General features: G+C 44.1%; 16 protein-coding genes. 6 read left to right on the top strand and 10 right to left on the bottom strand.

Going from position 1 to position 17,661, the window contains the following annotated elements:
• Positions 1-13: 13 nt before the first annotated feature.
• From H0266_RS08995 to H0266_RS08975, 5 genes are all read right to left on the bottom strand, one after another.
• Positions 14-730: a CAP domain-containing protein gene (locus H0266_RS08995; RefSeq protein ID WP_181472073.1), complete on the bottom strand. Its 717-nt coding sequence runs from the start codon at positions 728-730 to the stop codon at positions 14-16.
• A 115-nt stretch (positions 731-845) separates the two neighbouring features.
• Positions 846-1,052 (bottom strand): hypothetical protein, encoded by a 207-nt coding sequence (locus H0266_RS08990; RefSeq protein WP_181472072.1) that lies wholly within the window; start codon positions 1,050-1,052, stop codon positions 846-848.
• An 80-nt stretch (positions 1,053-1,132) separates the two neighbouring features.
• The gene (locus H0266_RS08985) at positions 1,133-2,314 is read right to left on the bottom strand and encodes an amidohydrolase (protein ID WP_181472071.1); all 1,182 of its coding nucleotides are present in this window, start codon (positions 2,312-2,314) and stop codon (positions 1,133-1,135) included.
• Positions 2,315-2,327: 13 nt separating this feature from the next.
• Complete coding sequence (locus tag H0266_RS08980) at positions 2,328-3,521, bottom strand: cystathionine gamma-synthase family protein (RefSeq protein ID WP_181472070.1); 1,194 nt, start codon at positions 3,519-3,521, stop codon at positions 2,328-2,330.
• A gap of 26 nt (positions 3,522-3,547) precedes the next feature.
• Positions 3,548-4,744 carry a M24 family metallopeptidase gene (locus H0266_RS08975; RefSeq protein ID WP_181472069.1) on the bottom strand — a complete coding sequence of 399 codons (1,197 nt, stop codon included), beginning with the start codon at positions 4,742-4,744 and terminating at the stop codon, positions 3,548-3,550.
• A 371-nt stretch (positions 4,745-5,115) separates the two neighbouring features.
• On the opposite strand from H0266_RS08975, the gene H0266_RS08970 reads away from it, so the two are divergent.
• The 4 genes from H0266_RS08970 to H0266_RS08955 all read left to right on the top strand — a co-directional run bounded on the left by H0266_RS08970 (position 5,116) and on the right by H0266_RS08955 (position 9,994).
• Positions 5,116-6,018, top strand: coding sequence for an aldo/keto reductase (locus H0266_RS08970; RefSeq protein ID WP_181472068.1), 903 nt, complete (start codon positions 5,116-5,118; stop codon positions 6,016-6,018).
• 121 nt (positions 6,019-6,139) lie between these two features.
• A complete protein-coding gene (locus H0266_RS08965) occupies positions 6,140-7,441 on the top strand; it encodes an S-layer homology domain-containing protein (protein ID WP_181472067.1) in 1,302 nt (433 codons plus the stop codon).
• A 161-nt stretch (positions 7,442-7,602) separates the two neighbouring features.
• A complete protein-coding gene (locus H0266_RS08960; RefSeq protein WP_181472066.1) occupies positions 7,603-9,363 on the top strand; it encodes a methyl-accepting chemotaxis protein in 1,761 nt (586 codons plus the stop codon).
• Between the two features lie 133 nt (positions 9,364-9,496).
• Complete coding sequence (locus tag H0266_RS08955) at positions 9,497-9,994, top strand: DUF3221 domain-containing protein (RefSeq protein ID WP_181472065.1); 498 nt, start codon at positions 9,497-9,499, stop codon at positions 9,992-9,994.
• A 19-nt stretch (positions 9,995-10,013) separates the two neighbouring features.
• Here the strand turns inward: H0266_RS08955 and H0266_RS08950 are convergent, their stop codons facing one another.
• From H0266_RS08950 to ku, 4 genes are all read right to left on the bottom strand, one after another.
• A complete protein-coding gene (locus H0266_RS08950) occupies positions 10,014-11,669 on the bottom strand; it encodes a PucR family transcriptional regulator (RefSeq protein ID WP_181472064.1) in 1,656 nt (551 codons plus the stop codon).
• Between the two features lie 329 nt (positions 11,670-11,998).
• Positions 11,999-12,592, bottom strand: a complete 594-nt coding sequence (locus tag H0266_RS08945; RefSeq protein WP_181472063.1) for a Fic/DOC family protein — start codon at positions 12,590-12,592, stop codon at positions 11,999-12,001.
• Positions 12,585-12,764 carry a hypothetical protein gene (locus H0266_RS08940; RefSeq protein ID WP_246363837.1) on the bottom strand — a complete coding sequence of 60 codons (180 nt, stop codon included), beginning with the start codon at positions 12,762-12,764 and terminating at the stop codon, positions 12,585-12,587. The genes H0266_RS08945 and H0266_RS08940 overlap by 8 nt, the downstream gene beginning before the upstream one ends.
• A 102-nt stretch (positions 12,765-12,866) precedes the next feature.
• Positions 12,867-13,703 carry a non-homologous end joining protein Ku gene (gene ku / locus H0266_RS08935; protein ID WP_181472061.1) on the bottom strand — a complete coding sequence of 279 codons (837 nt, stop codon included), beginning with the start codon at positions 13,701-13,703 and terminating at the stop codon, positions 12,867-12,869.
• 130 nt (positions 13,704-13,833) lie between these two features.
• On the opposite strand from ku, the gene ligD reads away from it, so the two are divergent.
• Positions 13,834-15,594, top strand: coding sequence for a DNA ligase D (gene ligD, locus H0266_RS08930; protein ID WP_181472060.1), 1,761 nt, complete (start codon positions 13,834-13,836; stop codon positions 15,592-15,594).
• 156 nt (positions 15,595-15,750) lie between these two features.
• Positions 15,751-16,008, top strand: coding sequence for a hypothetical protein (locus H0266_RS08925; protein ID WP_181472059.1), 258 nt, complete (start codon positions 15,751-15,753; stop codon positions 16,006-16,008).
• A 62-nt stretch (positions 16,009-16,070) separates the two neighbouring features.
• Here the strand turns inward: H0266_RS08925 and H0266_RS08920 are convergent, their stop codons facing one another.
• Positions 16,071-17,627 carry a fatty acid--CoA ligase gene (locus tag H0266_RS08920; protein WP_181472058.1) on the bottom strand — a complete coding sequence of 519 codons (1,557 nt, stop codon included), beginning with the start codon at positions 17,625-17,627 and terminating at the stop codon, positions 16,071-16,073.
• Positions 17,628-17,661 lie beyond the last annotated feature (34 nt).

Below are 17,661 nucleotides of genomic sequence, written 5' to 3'. Positions count from 1 at the left end.
GTTTTTCACCTGTTTATTTTCCAATAAATATCTGAGTCCAGTATTGACCATCTTGGGCAAATCCGACTCCGATATGCGTTACGTTTTTGTTCATGATGTTTTTGCGGTGACCTTGGCTATTCAACCAACCATCGACTACTTGATCGGGTGTCTGCTGACCTGCAGCAATATTCTCGGCCGCTGTACGGTAATCTACGCCAAATTCTTTCAGCATATCAAACGGAGATCCGTAAGTCGGGGACGTATGTGAGAAATAATTGTTCTCTGACATATCTTCTGCTTTTGTTTGTGCCACTTCGGTTACATCAGTGCTCATCTTCAAAGGTTTTAATCCATTCTTCTCACGTGCATCGTTTGTCAGCCGAAGGACTTGGTCTTTGAACGCTCCGTCTGCTTGATCGATCCGTTCATTATTCGACCCCATATGATCATCACCGTTTGCGTAACGGTCAGACTCCGGAGAGGCATTCAGACCTTCATTATTGGTGTAATTTCCAGTCCCATTCGGATTTAATCCTTCAAATGGAATGTTGGCATCAAAACGGTTCTGTCCCGGTGCCATTTTTTCTGAACCACCTTGGTGAGGTTGTATGCCTTGATCTTCAGGACCAAAGCTTACTTGGTTCATGTTGTTCTGTTGGTCCTCACGTGCACCTTCTTCTGTATTACAAGCCGCGAGTATGAGCAGCATAGTGAGTATCGTAATGAGTAGGTAAAGCGTTCTTTTCATATTCATCCTCCTTAGGAATTCTTCTTTCTTACTATGTACGCGGAAGCTTATTTTATCCTATAGGAGTCATTCCATTTTCCACTAAAAAAACCGCTATCTAGGATAGCGGTTCCGCTTACGTTGTATGGCATTCCGGACAGCAGGTGTTGCACCCGTTCACTTGATCGTAAGTATTCTTTGCAACCTCGACAGCACTTGCGCAGTCTTTATGACCACCAAGTTCAAGAAGGTTCTTTTCAAAAGGCATGAATTTACATCCCTCTTCATGCACTTCGTGATCCCCGTTTGTTTGTTGATTTTGATTTACATAAAATTGAGCCATTTAAACTCCTCCTCTCGCTAAGAAGAGTTCCCTTTCCCATTAAAAGTAAACCATAAGATTGTATTAGATGTATTCGGTTTTCATTGGTTCTCTTGTAGAAATAAATGTACCGCCCGATATAAAATAGCTACACCTTCTACCATGCACGCCTCATCAATATCAAAATTCGATTGATGTAAACTGGCGGCATCATCTGTTCCACAACCTAAGAAAAACATGGCCCCGGGATAAGCTGCAGTGAAGTGACTAAAATCCTCACTACCCATACCGAATGGTTCGTCATGAATCGTTACGTGTGAAGCAGCTTTCTTAATGATTTCGTTCACTTTAGGATGATTGAATAAAGCAGGTTCGCCTTCAGTCATGTTTACCTGATATGAACCACCAAAATTGTTTGCCATGCTAGCTGCCTGATGGAGCTTCTTCTTCAAGTTTTCTCTGACCTCTGGACGATAAGAGCGTACCGTTCCATGAATGTGAACAGCGTCAGGGATCACATTATTTGTATGGCCAGCTGCCACGTGACCAATACTAATCGTCCCGACGTCTAAGGGATTCACCGCCCGCCCTCCCACACTATAAAGAACCTGAAGAACCTGGGTGGCGATCCAAATCGGATCATTCGTTTGGTGAGGATACCCTGCATGGCCACCTCTTCCTTGGATAATTAAATGAAAGCTATCGTTGTTTGCCATACTAGGACCGTTATGAATCACTATTTCACCTATCTTTTTCCACGGACACATGTGTAAGGCGAGTATGGCATCGAAGGAAGCCAGTTGATTCGACTCGAGCATATGGACGGCTCCTGTTTTCCCTTCACTATCCGCGGCTTCTTCTGCTGGCTGGAATAGTAACTGAACTGTGCCTTTCAATTGCCCTTTGGCATGATCCTCAGCGAGTAAAGAAGCAACGCCTAACAAAATAGCGCTATGAGCATCATGTCCGCACGCATGCATCATACCTCTATGCTTAGAAGAAAAGGAGAGATTCGTTTCTTCTATAATGGGCAGAGCATCCATATCGGCCCGAATTCCTATAATCGGTCCCGGGTTTTCTAATGTAGCCGTCACCCCATATCCCCCGACACCTTCCTGCACTTGAAATACATCATTCGACTTTATTTCCTGGGAAATATACGCACTCGTTTTCCTTTCGTTAAAACTCAGCTCGGGAATTTGGTGAAGATAACGACGCCAAGACACGACTTGATCATGCAAGTTGCGTGCACGTTCCAGAACGTCCAAGTATTGGTCATTCACTCAGGAATCCCCCTTAACTGTTCGCAAATTGACCAATGGCTTGAAAGGCTTGAGCCAAATCTTCTATTAAGTCCTCTATATCTTCAATCCCTGCAGAATAACGAATCAACCCCTCTGGAATGCCCATAGCCGCCCTCTCAGCCGGAGTACATTCTACATGGCTCGTCGTTCGAGATGGACCAACGACGGTTTCCACAGATCCTAGATTTGCCGCTCTATTCGCATACTTCAACTTGGGAAGCAGGTCCCGTACGGTTTCCACACCACCTTTAACTGAAAAACTGAGCATACCTCCAAACCCTGTCATTTGTTGCTTCGCGATGTCATGATGGGGATGCTCGGGCAATCCCGGATAAAATACAGCGTCCACAACGTCGAAAGTTTGCAGGTAGCGTGCAATTTCTGCAGCATTTTTATTTTGTTGGTCGACGCGCAATTTTAAGGTTTTCATGCCCCTCATCAGCAAATAAGCCGCCATCGGATCCAACGTTGCTCCATTGATTTCCCTGTAGTGATAGATTGATTCCACCAAGGTCTTATCTCCACAAACCGCTCCTCCCAAAGCATCAGCGTGGCCACCTAGAAACTTGGTCGCACTGTGGATCACTAAATCTGCGCCGAGTGTCAATGGTTGTTGGTTCACCGGCGTTGCGAATGTGTTATCCACAACGACAGTCGCCCCAACTGTTTTCCCCGCCCTAGCCATCCTTTCAATATCGGTGATTTTGACGGTCGGGTTTGTCGGACTCTCCAAGTATAGAACTTTACACCCTTTCGCCACTTCTTTCTCAATAGCTTCATGATCACCGGTATCACACAGCACCACTTCTACTTGCTGTTTCGGTAAAAACTCAGTAAATATTTTGTTTGTACCGCCGTACGTATCTTTAATCGAAACGACTCGATCTCCTGGAAAAAGGAGAGTCCCTAGAGTGTTGCTGATTGCTGCCATTCCAGTAGAGAAGCTCGTCGATGCTTCTGCCCCTTCGAGCACTCTGATTTTCTCTTCAAAAGCTTGAACGGTAGGATTCGTATTCCGTCCATAAATGTGACCTGGTTTCTTTCCAATCGCTACGTCATACCATTCATCCATATCGTCGTATCCAAACGAAACACTGTGAACAACAGGCACTTGAGTAGCTCCGAAAGCCAACTGGTCTTTTTCGCCAGCCCAAATCGATTTGGTACCGAATCTCGCTTCTTTCATTTGTTCCTCTCCTCCCAACACTTTGTTCAACTAATTTGACCATTATCCAAATGGTCCCGAATAATCAATTCTTGTGGATAAGAAGTGAAGCGTTCACTCCCACTCTCGGTAACTCTGAAGGTTTCACTGATTTCTATCCCGTCTTTGTTAAACCAAAGGGCAGGGATGAGGTGAAACGTCATATTCTGTTGTAACACAGTAGGATCTCCTTTACGGATACTTCCTGTATGCTCTCCCCAATCCGGGGGATAATTTAGACCTACCGAATACCCTAACCTCGCTTCTTTCTCATAGCCGTGTTTTTTGATTGTCGTTCTCCACGTCTCCTCAAGCTCTCCACAAGTTATCCCCGGCTTTGCTTTTTGAAGAACCGCCTGGATACCTTCGAGCACGACCGGCGTCACTTGTTTCAGCTGTTCGTTCGGTTGACCGATTGAGATTGTTCTCGCAAGCGGTACATGATACCGCTTGTAACACCCAGCAAGCTCGATGATGACCGCATTTCCATCGACAAAAGGTCGATCACTCCACGTCAAGTGTGGAATAGACGTCCGATCGCCCGTTGGGAGAAGTGGAACAATCGCGGGGTATTCTCCCCCATAATGCGGTGTTCCTTTAATAAGATGAGCGTAAATTTCTGATGCCGTGTCACATTCGCGTACTCCTGGATAGATGCTTTCCACACCTTTTTGCATAGCCAAGTCCGCAATTTGGGCAGCTCGACGCATGTACTCGATTTCTTGATCTGACTTGATCATCCTCACCTTGTTGACGAGTAAAGTGGCATCCTTAAACCTTGCATTCGGCAACCCTTTACGAAGTTGCTCTAGAGCTTTTCCTGTAAAGTAATAGTGATCCATTTCCACTCCTACGGTTCGGTTACCTTGGCCTATCTGAATCAGAATTTCTGAAATGAAATCCATTGGATGATGCTGATCAGAGTGAACATAATGATCGGGGTACGCAATCACATTTTCTTCATAAATCCAAGTGGTCAAGCGGGCTCCATTGGCATCTAGATACCGGCCGATCCACAGCGGTTGATCTTCATCGATGACGATAACGAGCATTTGGTGGACATAGAACGACCAAGCATCATACCCTGATAAATAATTCATGTTTGCCGGATCCGTGATCAACAAAACGTCAATCCCACAGTCTTCCATCCTCTTTTTTGTATGAGACAGCCGCTGTTGGTACTCTAAAATATCAAAAGGAAGCACCTTGATTCCCCTCCCAACCTTTTTTGCCTGAATTTTTAAACAATTATATTGTCTATTTTATTCTGGTTGAGTGATTTATGTAATGTAAAAAGTGTATGAAGTTGATGCCTATCCCTTCCTACAAAGTCATCATCTACCCACAGGTTATTCACATATACACGGATAACCTGACTCCTAAATTGTTCATTCACTTATACACATGTGGATATCTTCTAGGAGTTCGGAACTGTTTTTACAAGACGATCATAAGGTGTGAGCTTCTCGCCTTACAAGCAGAAGAATATAAGGTATCCTTATGAAGAAGTCATCCGTAATCGCATACATAGAAAAGTAGCGGTTCATCTAAAAACAACTGATAAAGGAGAATTCCTATGCAACGAATTCCAATGACCAATGATCTATCTTACTCTCGTCTCATTCACGGACTTTGGAGATTGTCTGATTGGAACCAATCTAACCAAGAGACTCTATCTTTAATTGAACACAACATGGAACAGGGTATTACTACATTTGATCATGCAGACATTTATGGCAACTACACGTGCGAGGCACTGTTTGGTGAAGCCTTAAGCCTTAAACCCTCACTAAGAGAGAACATGGAGATTGTCACAAAATGCGGCATCGTCCTTCCATCTGAAAACCGACCAGAAAACAAAACGCACCACTACAATACGAGTAAGGCGCATATCATCTCTTCTGTAGAACGTTCTTTACAAAACTTACAGACAGACTATATTGATACGCTTCTTATCCATAGACCAGATCCTTTCATGAATGGGGAGGAAGTAGCTGAGGCCTTCACCCAATTGAAGAATGAAGGGAAAGTCCGCTACTTTGGGGTATCCAACTTCAAAGATCATCAGTGGAATATGCTGCAATCTTTCTTGCCTTTCGATCTAATTACGAACCAGATCGAACTTTCCGCCTATCAACTGGAAAACTTCGAAGATGGCACACTTAACCTTTGCCAAGAAAAGCGTGTTGCCCCTATGGCTTGGTCTCCACTAGCAGGCGGTGACGTTTTTAAAGCTGAAAACGAGAAAGCGATGCGCCTTCGCGATACACTATCTACTGTTCAACAAGAAATCGGTGCAGATGACATTGATCAAGTGCTTTATGCATGGCTCTTAAACCACCCTGCAAAGATTATGCCCATCGTCGGTTCCGGAAAGACCGACCGCATTGATCGTGCGGTGAAATCTCTCGAATTTGAGCTCAACCACGATCAATGGTTTGATATTTTACAAAGCTCTATGGGACACGACGTACCTTAAAAATAAACCCGGGCGCATGCACGCCCGGGCTTTTTTGGATGATCACAGAAATCCACAAGAAGGAAATCCCTTTCATCCCTCGAATTGTAGTAAAGAAATACATAATAAGGAGAGAAAGCCCTTGAAGAAACGTCTATCCGTAACTGTCATTTGGTTCATGACCCTGATTTTACTTTTACCTACGACAAGTTGGGCAGAAGATGAAAAAGTTGATTACATCGCTCTGGGCGATTCGTTAGCTGTTGGCATTACACCGGAATCATCGCCTGAGAATCTCCCTGAAAATGGTTATTCTGATTTATTAGCCCATCACTTTGATGAGCTTGGTAAACTATCAAGCTATGATAAGAGTTTCGCATACCCTGGTTATACGTCTGATAATGTCTTGAATGATTTAAAGGATAATAAGCAAAACGAAGCAGGCGAATCGATACAAACTAAAGTATCGGAAGCTGAAGTGATTACCATCAGTGCAGGGGCAAACGACGTACTCAAAGCTTTGAATATTAATGCGGAAACGGCGGAAGCTGACGTAGATATCGAGAAGTTCCAACAAACGCTCAAGCAAGTCGGAATAAACCTCAGCTCGCTATCTGTCCAAATTAAGCAACTGAACCCGGACGCTTCCATTTACTTGATGGGCTATTATAACCCATTCCCACGCTTACCAGAAGACCAGAAAACGAAGCTGTATTTGGCTCTTCTTCAATTTAACCGTGTCATTGAAGACGTCGCAAATTCTGTCGATGCTTCCTTCGTATCTGTGAAAGAAGCGATGGAAAAAGACGACCTTACTTATTTGCCGGATCCGACAGATATTCATCCGAATGAGGAAGGATATGAAGTGTTAGCGAATGAGTTTTTCGAAGAAATCACACTTCAGTCGCCTTCTGAATTCAATGATGTGCCTGATAACCATTTTGCAAAAGACTCCATTGATTACTTAACGTCTAAAGCGATCATCAGTGGATATGGTGATGGCACGTATAAACCTGATCAAAACGTCACGCGCGGTGAGGCAAGCTTAATGATAAACCGAAGCATCGTTTTTGACCGTCATCCACCTGAAAACCCAGAGTTTGCTGATGTCATACCCACGACATCTACCTATGAAGCTATTGCCAGGTTAAAACAAGAAGAGATCATTGATGGATTTGGAGATGGGAGCTTCTACCCGGACCAACCATTGACCCGTGACCAGATGGCCAAAATTGTCGTGAATGCTTTCAACTTGGAAAGCCAATCTACGGATGTTGAATTTTCGGATGTAGATGAAGAAGGATGGGCTTATCCATACATTCAAGTGTTAGCAGAAAATGAAGTAACGGTCGGTTATGGAGACGGAACCTTCCGTCCGAAAGAGGAAGTCACGCGCGAACAACTCGCGGCTTTCCTTGAAAGAAGTATGCAAATCGAAGAATAAAGCTTCCCCCCCTCGGGGAGCTTTTTTTTGTTGTACTCTCTGTGATTCGGAACGGAACAGACTCAAACTTTATTACATAACCGTATTAAAAATCCCTCTCTTCCACCCGATAGTAAGAGAAAGTATGTTGTATACCTTCAACATCGAGAAAGGGGTTTTTTATGAGAAGGTTATTAGGAAAAAGAGGGAAACAGTCTGTTCGAACGAAGATTTTTATCATGTCGTTAATCCTCCTTGCCGTTCCGTCCATCATTGTTGGGATTTTAGGGTTTCAAACTAGTCAGAACAGCTTAAATGAACTAGGGGAAACCAACTTAAAAAACAGTGTCCAACAAGCCGTCGATATGATTGAGATCGCACAGCAGTCGGTCCAGGAAGGACGGATCACCGAAGAACAAGCACAGGAATCCATTAAACAACAACTATTAGGTGAGAAGCAGGACGATGGCACGAGGCCGATCAGTTCTTCTGTAAACTTAGGTGAAAACGGTTACTTCTTTGTATTAGATGAGGAAGGAAACGAGCTTGCCCACCCACTGCTCGAAGGGGAAAATATATGGGAGTCCGAAGATTCCAATGGGGTCATGGTGGCTCAGGAGCTAATCAATAAAGGCCAGGGTGGCGGCGGATTCACCTATTTTGAATGGCCCTTACCGAATGACCCTGATACAAATGCACCGAAAGTCGCGTACTCTCTCTACTACCCAGACTGGGAGTGGATTGTCGTATCTGGTACATACATGATGGATTTCAATAGTGGTGCGAATCAGATCTTAAGCACGCTGCTCCTTACACTAGGTATATCTCTTGTCGCGGGCGCTATACTTATCTGGATCTTTACGCAACGTTTAACTAAGCCACTCAAACAGTTGGCTGAACACTCGACTCGCATTGCCGAGGGAGACTTTACGTCAGAAGATTTACGTGTGAAATCAAATGATGAAATCGGTCAGCTTGTCACGAATTTCAACCAGATGAAGAATAGCTTGAAAAACTTGGTCCAATCTATTTCTACCTCCTCTGAACAAGTTGCTGCTGCATCTGAAGAAATGCATGCCAATGCGGAAGAAAACTCTAAAGCGGTAGAGCAAGTGACACTTGCCATTCAAGAAGTCGCTTCAGGGTCAGAACAACAGATGGATGGATCAAACCAAGCCGCTGCTTCCGTCCATTACTTGTCTGAGAGCATGGCAGACGTTTCTTCTCAAGTAGATCAATTATCAGCGAAATCCAATGAGACCGCTTCAACCTCACGTGCAGGTGAAGAACTCATTCAATCCGCTTTGACACAAATGCACGAAATAAATGAAAATACTGAAACGACGAACCAAACCATCCGTGTGCTTGAGACGAAATCCAATGAAATCGGCAAGATTATTTCCATCATTACAGACATTTCAGAGCAAACGAATCTATTAGCCTTAAACGCTGCAATTGAAGCAGCACGGGCTGGTGAGCATGGAAAAGGGTTCGCAGTTGTAGCGGATGAAGTACGAAAACTTGCCGAGCAATCGAATCAATCCGCAAGTGACATTATGAGTCTCATCCAAGATGTACAAACGAAAACAAACGAGGCTGTCGATTACATGAACAAAAATGATGAAGCTGTAAAATCTGGTGTTCAAATTGTCGGAGAAGCAGAAGGGTCCTTCCAAAAGATTACGGAAGAAGTGCTTCAACTGTCGAGCGGCATGAAAGAAATCAATGACTCTGTCCAGTCCATGACTTCACGCACTCAAGAACTCGTGCACTCTTTCGATACGGTGAAACACATCTCCTCCCAAGCAGCCGAGCAATCCGAACAAGTTGCTGCTGCTACAGAAGAACAAAATGCTTCGATGGAAGAGATTTCATCAGCCAGTGAAACGCTAGCTTTTGAAGCAAGTAAATTACAAGATCAAATCAGTCACTTTAAATATTAGCGCTTCGGTGTGCTTAATTTATGATGAGTATTAAAAACAATATGATTTCGATTAATTGTTACGAAAAAAGGGTAAACGTAATTAAAACGTTTACCCTTTTTTACGTGCGCATTCTCAGAAAGGAGTGTCGGGGATGAAGGTCGTTGTATTCAGTCTGCTCTTTTTCCTTGCCGCCTGTGGAGCTGTCCAATCGTCTGAAGAAACGTCAGCATCGCCTACAACTCCTCCTGATATGACGGGGTATGTAATGGATCATAAGGATGACCAAGTGTTGGTTGCAGCCTCTTCTGAAGACACCGACCAACCTTACGCATCTTTATGGGTCTCTGGTGTGTCCACGAAAGGTTTGCTGGGAGAGCGTGTGGAGGTCTGGATTGACGGAGAACCGCTTGACTCGACTCCTCCACAGGCCGAAGCTTCCGACATTTCAACGATCGAGATGAGTCAAGTAGAAGGGGCGGAACGATCGACGGACGACGTGGTCTCCTCGGCTTTGACAGAGCTTGAAAATCCACTTGAAACGTATGCTATCCATATGATTTCTTTTGATGCTTCTACCGACCAATGGGAAGTCGCTTTCGCTACGAGCACGGATGAGATCGAAACCATTCGAATCGCTGATCAAAAATAAGCACCCTTCAGAAGCGTGCTTATTTCACTGCGGTTGATTTTTTCAACATCCACAACCTGACGCTCAACTCCAACAAAAACAAGTCATCCGCATCGAGGAGAGAAAGGCCTGTCAACTGTTCGATATTGCGAAGTCGATGCAGCAATGATTGGCGGTGTAAGTTCAACTCTCGTGCTGCCTTACTGACGTTGCTATTGTATTTATTATATACGATGAATGTATGAATCAAGTCGGTCTGTCTTTTCTCATCATATTCTATGAGGCGTTGCAGTGTTTCTCCTACAATCCCTTCCACCTCTTTCTCTTGAGATAAAGCCATTAACAACCGGTTCATCCGTGTATCATCAAAAAATGTGCGGTTCGAATCGCCCGTTTGGTTGTCCCCTATTTGCAATGCGATCTTCGCTTCTTCATAACTTTGATGAAACGTAAAGTACCCATCCTTGAAACAAGAAATGCCCCACTTAATAGATACTCTTGTTAGTAATTTATCAAGCCGTCGCTCGATATAATCCAGGAATTGATTCACCACTTCATTATAGGTTGGGGAATCCGCTTCTACGAAAACAATTACTTCGCGCCCGTCAAATGTCGTCATGACTTCCCTTTTTAACACGTCAGCGGCCAAGTTGACTTCTTTTTGAACATAGTAATTGCGACTATGCAGCGATGTAGAAGGCGTAACATCTGTCGTCTCTTCCTTTACATTGATTTGACCGACTAAGCAAATGTACGGTCTGTCTAGTTCATACCCTAATAACTGCGCTTTAGATAACAAGGCATGGTCAAGAGGCTGATCGAATCGGGCCAATTCTAATAAGAAATTATCCTTTAAGCGTATCTCCGTCATCTCAATCGCATTTTCTTTTACAAAATAAAGCGCGCATGCTGTTAAGGCGTGTTCTAGTACAGTCAATTGTAACCATGACAATTCTTCGTCCGAAAGGGGCTGAAACAAAAGATAGCCTTGTTTCTTATGATTGGAGAGAATCGTTAACTGATAACAACTCTCTGAGTCGATGATGTACTTCTCAATATACGGTAGAAGCGGGTGTTCTCCGAAGGATTCAGGAGTCACTTGAACGGCTTCTCCTTCTTTATTGCCATTCAGAACATCTATCAGCGAGCGGTTGAATGAATGATTCGCTCTAATGACTTTATGGTGATCACTGATTGCCACAGGAAGGCCACTATGCTCATATAAGATTGTTGTGATCTCATGCAGGCCTTTTCCATTCAGTACACAATTGATCAGCTCTTGTCTGATCTGTTCCGCTTTTTGCTGCTCTGTCCTCTTCTCATCACCAATCATGCGAAGAACATCCTGCAGAATATCGGCAAACCTTATTTCCCATGGCAACTCAATCAGGACAACTTTATGACGTTCCGCGAGTTCAATGATTCGGTCAGGTACCTTGTAAATGTGGCGGCCTGTTGCGAATGCTAGCGCGGATGCTCCGGAATCAATGACATCCTTCACGTAATCCTCTAAAGCTAAGATATCTTGACCGCACCCCACCCCTGTACTTAAGACAAATTCACGATTACGAACGAAGTTCTCAACAGGTGTTTCAATAACGGAAATCCATTCTACAACGTTCGGATAAGTCTTCGTCAATTGTCTCGCACGATTAAACACCGGCAACTCCACCACATCTTGAACGCATACCCCCATCCCTCTCTCCCCCTTCACTAAGAGTATATGAGTTTACATTCTGATTTTTCTAAAAATAGTATTTCTACTAGTATAGGACATCCTGTAGATCAGCTAAAGGAGTTTTTATGATAGAACAAAGGCGCAAGCGCCCCGAGAGCTCCGACACGCATAAGCAAAACACCCGGAGGAATGTGGTCTTTCCTTCCGCAGAGTGGGTTGCTTATGTCGCGAGGGGCTGGGCGCTGGAGCCGGACGTGGCTTAATAGATATGCGCTATCCACAGGGCCCGAATTTTATAATTTTCTAGACAATAAAAAAAGCCCTCCACCTCGATTAGCGGAAAGGACTTATTTCTTCATTAGTGATTGTCGAATCACTTGATTTAGTGGACGGGGATCCGATACGGATTCAATACTTGCCTTCAAAACAGTCTCTTTCGGGGCAGCCGACCAGTCCAATTGATAATCAGCCCGCATGGCTAAACACCGGATGAACTCTCGTAAACTGCGCCCATTACCCTCACGGAACGGATGCAGAACATTTAGCTCTGCCATATAATGCGTCAATCGTTCAGCTAGTTCTTCTACCTCCATCGTTTCCCATTCTTCAGCCATGAGTAATTCAAATAATTCCTCTGCTGACACAGGAATGAACCGAGCTTGTGCAAATGAAAAACCATCTTTTGTGATATTTTCTGTTCGTATATCACCGGCAAATGGGTAAAGGTCACGAAAGAGATAGGCATGAATCCGCTGCAGATGACGCAGATCAAAATCTCCTGCAACAGGCTCTCCTTGTAGTTCAGATAAGCGTTGCGTCGAGAGAATCGTTTCCATTGACTGCAATTGTTTATCATCCATAATGTCATAATGATTGATCAACACATCCGTACCCGCATAACAATAGCGGGAGGATCCACTCCCATACCTGGATTCAGGCATGGCGTGAAAGTTCCAACGCCCGCTTCAGAAATTCTTTATGTGTGATGGCTCCTGTCAGGCATTTCTTAACTAACGTCTCCTGTTTATCGTTAAGCATTAATCCTTCGATTGCTACCGAAGCTTTAGCCGAAGCCATTAAATGTTCAGCTTCTTGTTCTGTGCGTACGCTCATAGACATACCCTCCGACCCGTAGGTTTCTATTATATATTATACTACAAAACACCAATAAAATACAGTCAAAGCGCACGACAAAACCTGCATATATCAGGCTTTTTACGATGTTTTCTTCTTCGGTCCCGTTGCCGTTTTCTTTTTTGTTGCTTTCTTCTTCTTCGTCCCTTTGGTTTTCTCTAATGACTTCTCAAGAGCATCCATTAGATTCGTCACATTGTCTGGTTTCTTAGGATCTTTCGCTGTCTTGACCTCTTCATTGTTCTTTTTCGCCTCGATAAGATCAAGAAGTGCTGTCCGGTAGTCGTCTTTGTACTTCTCAGGGTCGAATGCTTCGGTCAACTGCTCAATCAACGTCACGGCTGTGCTTAGTTCTTTTTTGCTCAATTCGACCTCCTCTGGAACGTTAGGTACATCTTGAACCTCTCGTACCTCATCAGGAAAATGGATGGTCTCCATAATTAGTGTATTCTCATAAACTCGTACAATCGCCAATTGTTCTTTCGATCGAATGATTATTTTTGCCACACCAATTTTCCCTGTATCCGCTAAGGCTTGCCTTAAGAGACTGTATGCCTTTGTCCCTCCCTCATTAGGCGACATGAAATAACTGCGTTCAAAATAGATCGGATCAATTTCATCCAGCTTCACAAAATCAATGATTTCCACCGATTTATCCTCTTGTTCTTTCTTCAGTGTCTCCAGATCTTCCTCGTCAAGCACGACGAATTTATTCTTTGCATATTCATAGGCCTTCACGATTTCTTCTTGCTCTACTTCACGGTCACAAACAGGGCAACGCTTCTTATATTCAACTGGGGAATGACATTCCTCATGAAGCTGTCTCAGTTTGATGTCTTTGTTTTCTGTTGCCGCATGTAGCTTAATAGGAATGTTAACAAGTCCAAAACTGATGCTTCCCTTCCACATTGTATGCATGAAAAATTCTCCTTTACTTAGTCGGGGCTATGCTTTTTCTTAGCCTTTGCTAAAAAATAATCGTTTATCCTTTTGAGCAGGTTTAAATTTCAGCTTCGGTTTTACACTAGTAAGAAAAGGAGGGCCGATGATGAGAACACCTATGAAATTGACGATTGCTGACGATGCACCTATAGGCAATGAGTGGATATATGAAGTGAAGTATGATGGATATCGAGTCTGGCTATCATGGACGGATGACGGCATCACGCTAACGAGCCGAAAAGGGAAAGACTTGACTCCCAAATTCCCAGAAATCACCTCATTGGCTGAAGAAATGGCCCCACCTTTCACCCCTTTCACTTTAGACGGGGAATTAGTCATTCTTAACACAGCTTTCCAAGCGAATTTCACTCTATTACAGCAAAGAGGAAGACTAAGGAATAAGCACAAAATCACGGACTCAGCCCATCACAGGCCAGCAACGTTCATGACTTTCGATCTTCTGAACAATGTGTCTGATCCTTATAAAAAGCGTCGAAACGATATGATGCAAATAGTGGACGCTCTCGCAACGGGTCGCATTCAATATGTATCTACCTATGATGACGTAGAAGCCGTTTCAGAAGATGTGTTTACGCATCACGGGGAAGGTATTGTAGCCAAACATAAAGAAAGCCCCTATCGTTTTGATTATCGGTCCAAGCAATGGATAAAAATCAAGAATTGGCGTACCGTTTCTGCTTTTTTAACTACGTTCCAACCTGAGAATGACTATTTCGGAACAGGAGCATACAAGGGGGATACATGGATCCCTATAGGGAAATTCAAGCATGGGTTAACATCTGAACAGAGCGAAACGCTACGATCATTTTTCAAAGACCGGGGAAATAAGAAACAAGGTGTCTGGCATTTACCCCCGAGTGTTTGTGTGGATATCGCTTGTTTAGATGCCAAAGAGGGGGACTTGCGTGAACCGATGTTCAGAGGCTTCCGTTTCGATTTGGATCCACACGAGTGTACAGCTGAAAAGCTCAAGTGGGATTTGTCTATGTTTCCAGAGACGATCTCTTTTACAAACCTGGATAAGAAGCTTTGGTCTACTTATAGAAAGAAAGATTATCTGATCTATTTACGATCGATTGCTCCCTACTTTCTGCCATGGATGAACGAAAAGAAATTGACGGTCATTCGCTATCCCGATGGTATTCATGAGTCCTCCTTTTTCCAGAAACATCTACCTGAACACGCGCCAGACTTTGTCGGAGCGTGGGTGGAATCGGGTGAAACCTTTATCACTTGTCAAAATGTAGAAGCACTCCTTTGGTTAGGGAATCAAGCGGCGATTGAATTTCACCTTCCTTTTCAGAAAGCGGGAGGAACCCATCCTGACGAGATTGTTTTTGATTTGGATCCGCCCGATAAGAAAGATTTCTCGATTGCTGTGATCGCCGCACGATTGTTGAAACACTTGTTGGATGAACTTGAGGTCCATAGTTTTGTTAAGACGTCTGGGAATAAAGGCATTCAAGTTCATATCCCCATCACAGAAGGGGCGATGACGTACAAAGAGACAAGGACATTCACAGAAGCACTTGCTAAACTATTGATACGAGAGCAGCCTGATTTATTGACGACGGAACGGCTGAAGAAAAACCGTAAAGGACGCTTGTATATCGACTATGTTCAACACGCAGAAGGGAAAACCATCATTGCCCCCTATTCTACTCGGGCTACACCAAACGGAACGGTCGCGACACCTCTCTATTGGGATGAACTGACGGATGATCTAACTCCTGATCTTTTCACTTTCCCCACTATACTCGAGAGGATTAAGACGATGGGGTGCCCGTTTCTTTATTACCATCAAGCTCGAGAAAAACAGCCTATTGAAATCATGAAATCTCTGTAAATGCATGCGGGTGATGTCGAATATTTCCTGGGGAATGTTTCGACACCATCCGCGCGGACTACAAACTATGCACGATTTTCAAAAAGTAACACCCTTTTCGAAACTTTCCATCTTTTCACATCGTATACATAGTAACAAAGATAAAAGGAGTTTATGATGTTGTTAAAACTAAGTCGATTACTATTCTCCGTCCTTGTTATTTCGTCTTCGGTTTACATACTCGTCACAAAAAACTTTGACTTCATCCCCTATTTGCTGATGGCACTAGGAGCGTCTACGCTTGTCATCGGAATTTCTGAAGTGCGTTCTGATAAACGGAACTTCTGGGGATATGTAAGCATCGCCGCTACATTTGTTGTCCTTTACACACTATTTGACATCTTGTCGAATACGAACCTGTCGATTTTCCTTTAGATCCATGATTTTTACATAAAAATAAATCCCACCGCCACTTAGCACCGGTGGGATTTATTATATTATTCAGATGTTGTTTTCGCTCGATCCCTCAGTTTAAACTTTTGAAGTTTACCACTCGCGTTTCGAGGTAACTCTTGAACGAATTCATACCTTCTTGGACGCTTATACCGTGCCAATCGGTTACCTGATGTACAGAATTCATCAAGGGCCTGTTCATTCAATTCGTCCCCCTTCTTCACGATGAAGGCGACGACTCGCTCCCCCCATACTTCATCTGGCTCACCAATCACAGCGGCATCAAGAACATCTGGGTGATCGAACAGCGCATCCTCTACCTCACGAGAGTATATGTTCTCCCCTCCCGATATGATCATGTCCTTCACCCTGTCACTGACCCACAGATACCCATCCTCATCGAATGATCCAATATCCCCCGAATGGTACCATCCTCCATACAACGCTTCTTCCGTTGCTTCTGGACGTTTATAATATTCTTTCATCATACTAGGTCCCCGCACGATAATTTCGCCAAGTTCCCCAGGCTTACAGATGTCATCAGGCTCCGCTGGGCCGTCCTCATTCGTACGTACGACACGGACTTCATGATTCAGTAGCGCGCGTCCCGCAGAACCGGCTTTTGATAATTGCTCATCTTCCATCAATGCTGTAATCGCCGGCCCCATTTCTGTCATCCCATAAGCTTGAAGCAATTGAACACCGATTGAGCTATGCAACTTAGTGGTAAGGGACGGTGCCATTGGTGCTCCTCCATATAATCCTTGGCGCAAGGTAGAAAAATCTTCTTTCGTGAACTCCTCTTGTAAAATCATATTCCACATCGTAGGAGCTGCAAACACCGTTGTGATTTGCTCTTGCTTGACCGTTTCAATCATTGCAGGTGCATCAAAATGGTGCATGAGTACGTTCGATGCCCCGATCATGACTCTCGGGAAGAAGGCGCAATGAAGCTCTGCACAATGGAAGATAGGTGCTACGGTCAATCCGCGATCCTGTGCTGTGATTCGAAGGCAAGCCGTCATGACCAGCGCCTGATCGACCATATCACGGTGCGTGTGTAGAACTCCCTTTGGCAACCCCGTAGTCCCTGATGTGTACATAATGGCATAGGGGTCATCCTCCTCAACGGTCGTCAAAATCGCTTCCGTCGTAACTCCATCAATCTGATCATAATAATAGGAAGCGTAGCTAAGGTCCGGTGTATCGATCGACCAGAATTCAATCGTCGGGAGCGCTTTTGCAACAGGTTCGATTTGCTTAGCAGTTGCTTGTTCGAATAGAACCACTTTCGGTTCCGCATCTGTTAGTATGAATTCAATCTCTTTCTCCGTAAGACGGAAATTCACCGGGTTGAAAATAGCACCAATCTTCGCACAAGCAAACAATGTTGTAGCAAACTCCGCTGTGTTGAACAGCACTGTCGAGACTTTATCACCTTTCTCAACCCCAGATGCGATCAGGGCGTGGGCAACGCGATTCACTTCAAGGTCCCAGTCATGATACGTCCATCTTGTTCCTAACCGTAAATCCACTAAACCTTCTTTGCTCCCATACTTCAACACGGTTTGTTCAAACATGCTTTTTAATGTTGGTGCCATTTTTATCTACTCCTTTTTTAAGTAATTTCAACAG

This window comes from Halobacillus locisalis (genome assembly GCF_013694105.1).
GTDB lineage: Bacteria > Bacillota > Bacilli > Bacillales > Halobacillaceae > Halobacillus > Halobacillus locisalis.
This window is presented reverse-complemented; position numbering and strand designations above follow the sequence as displayed.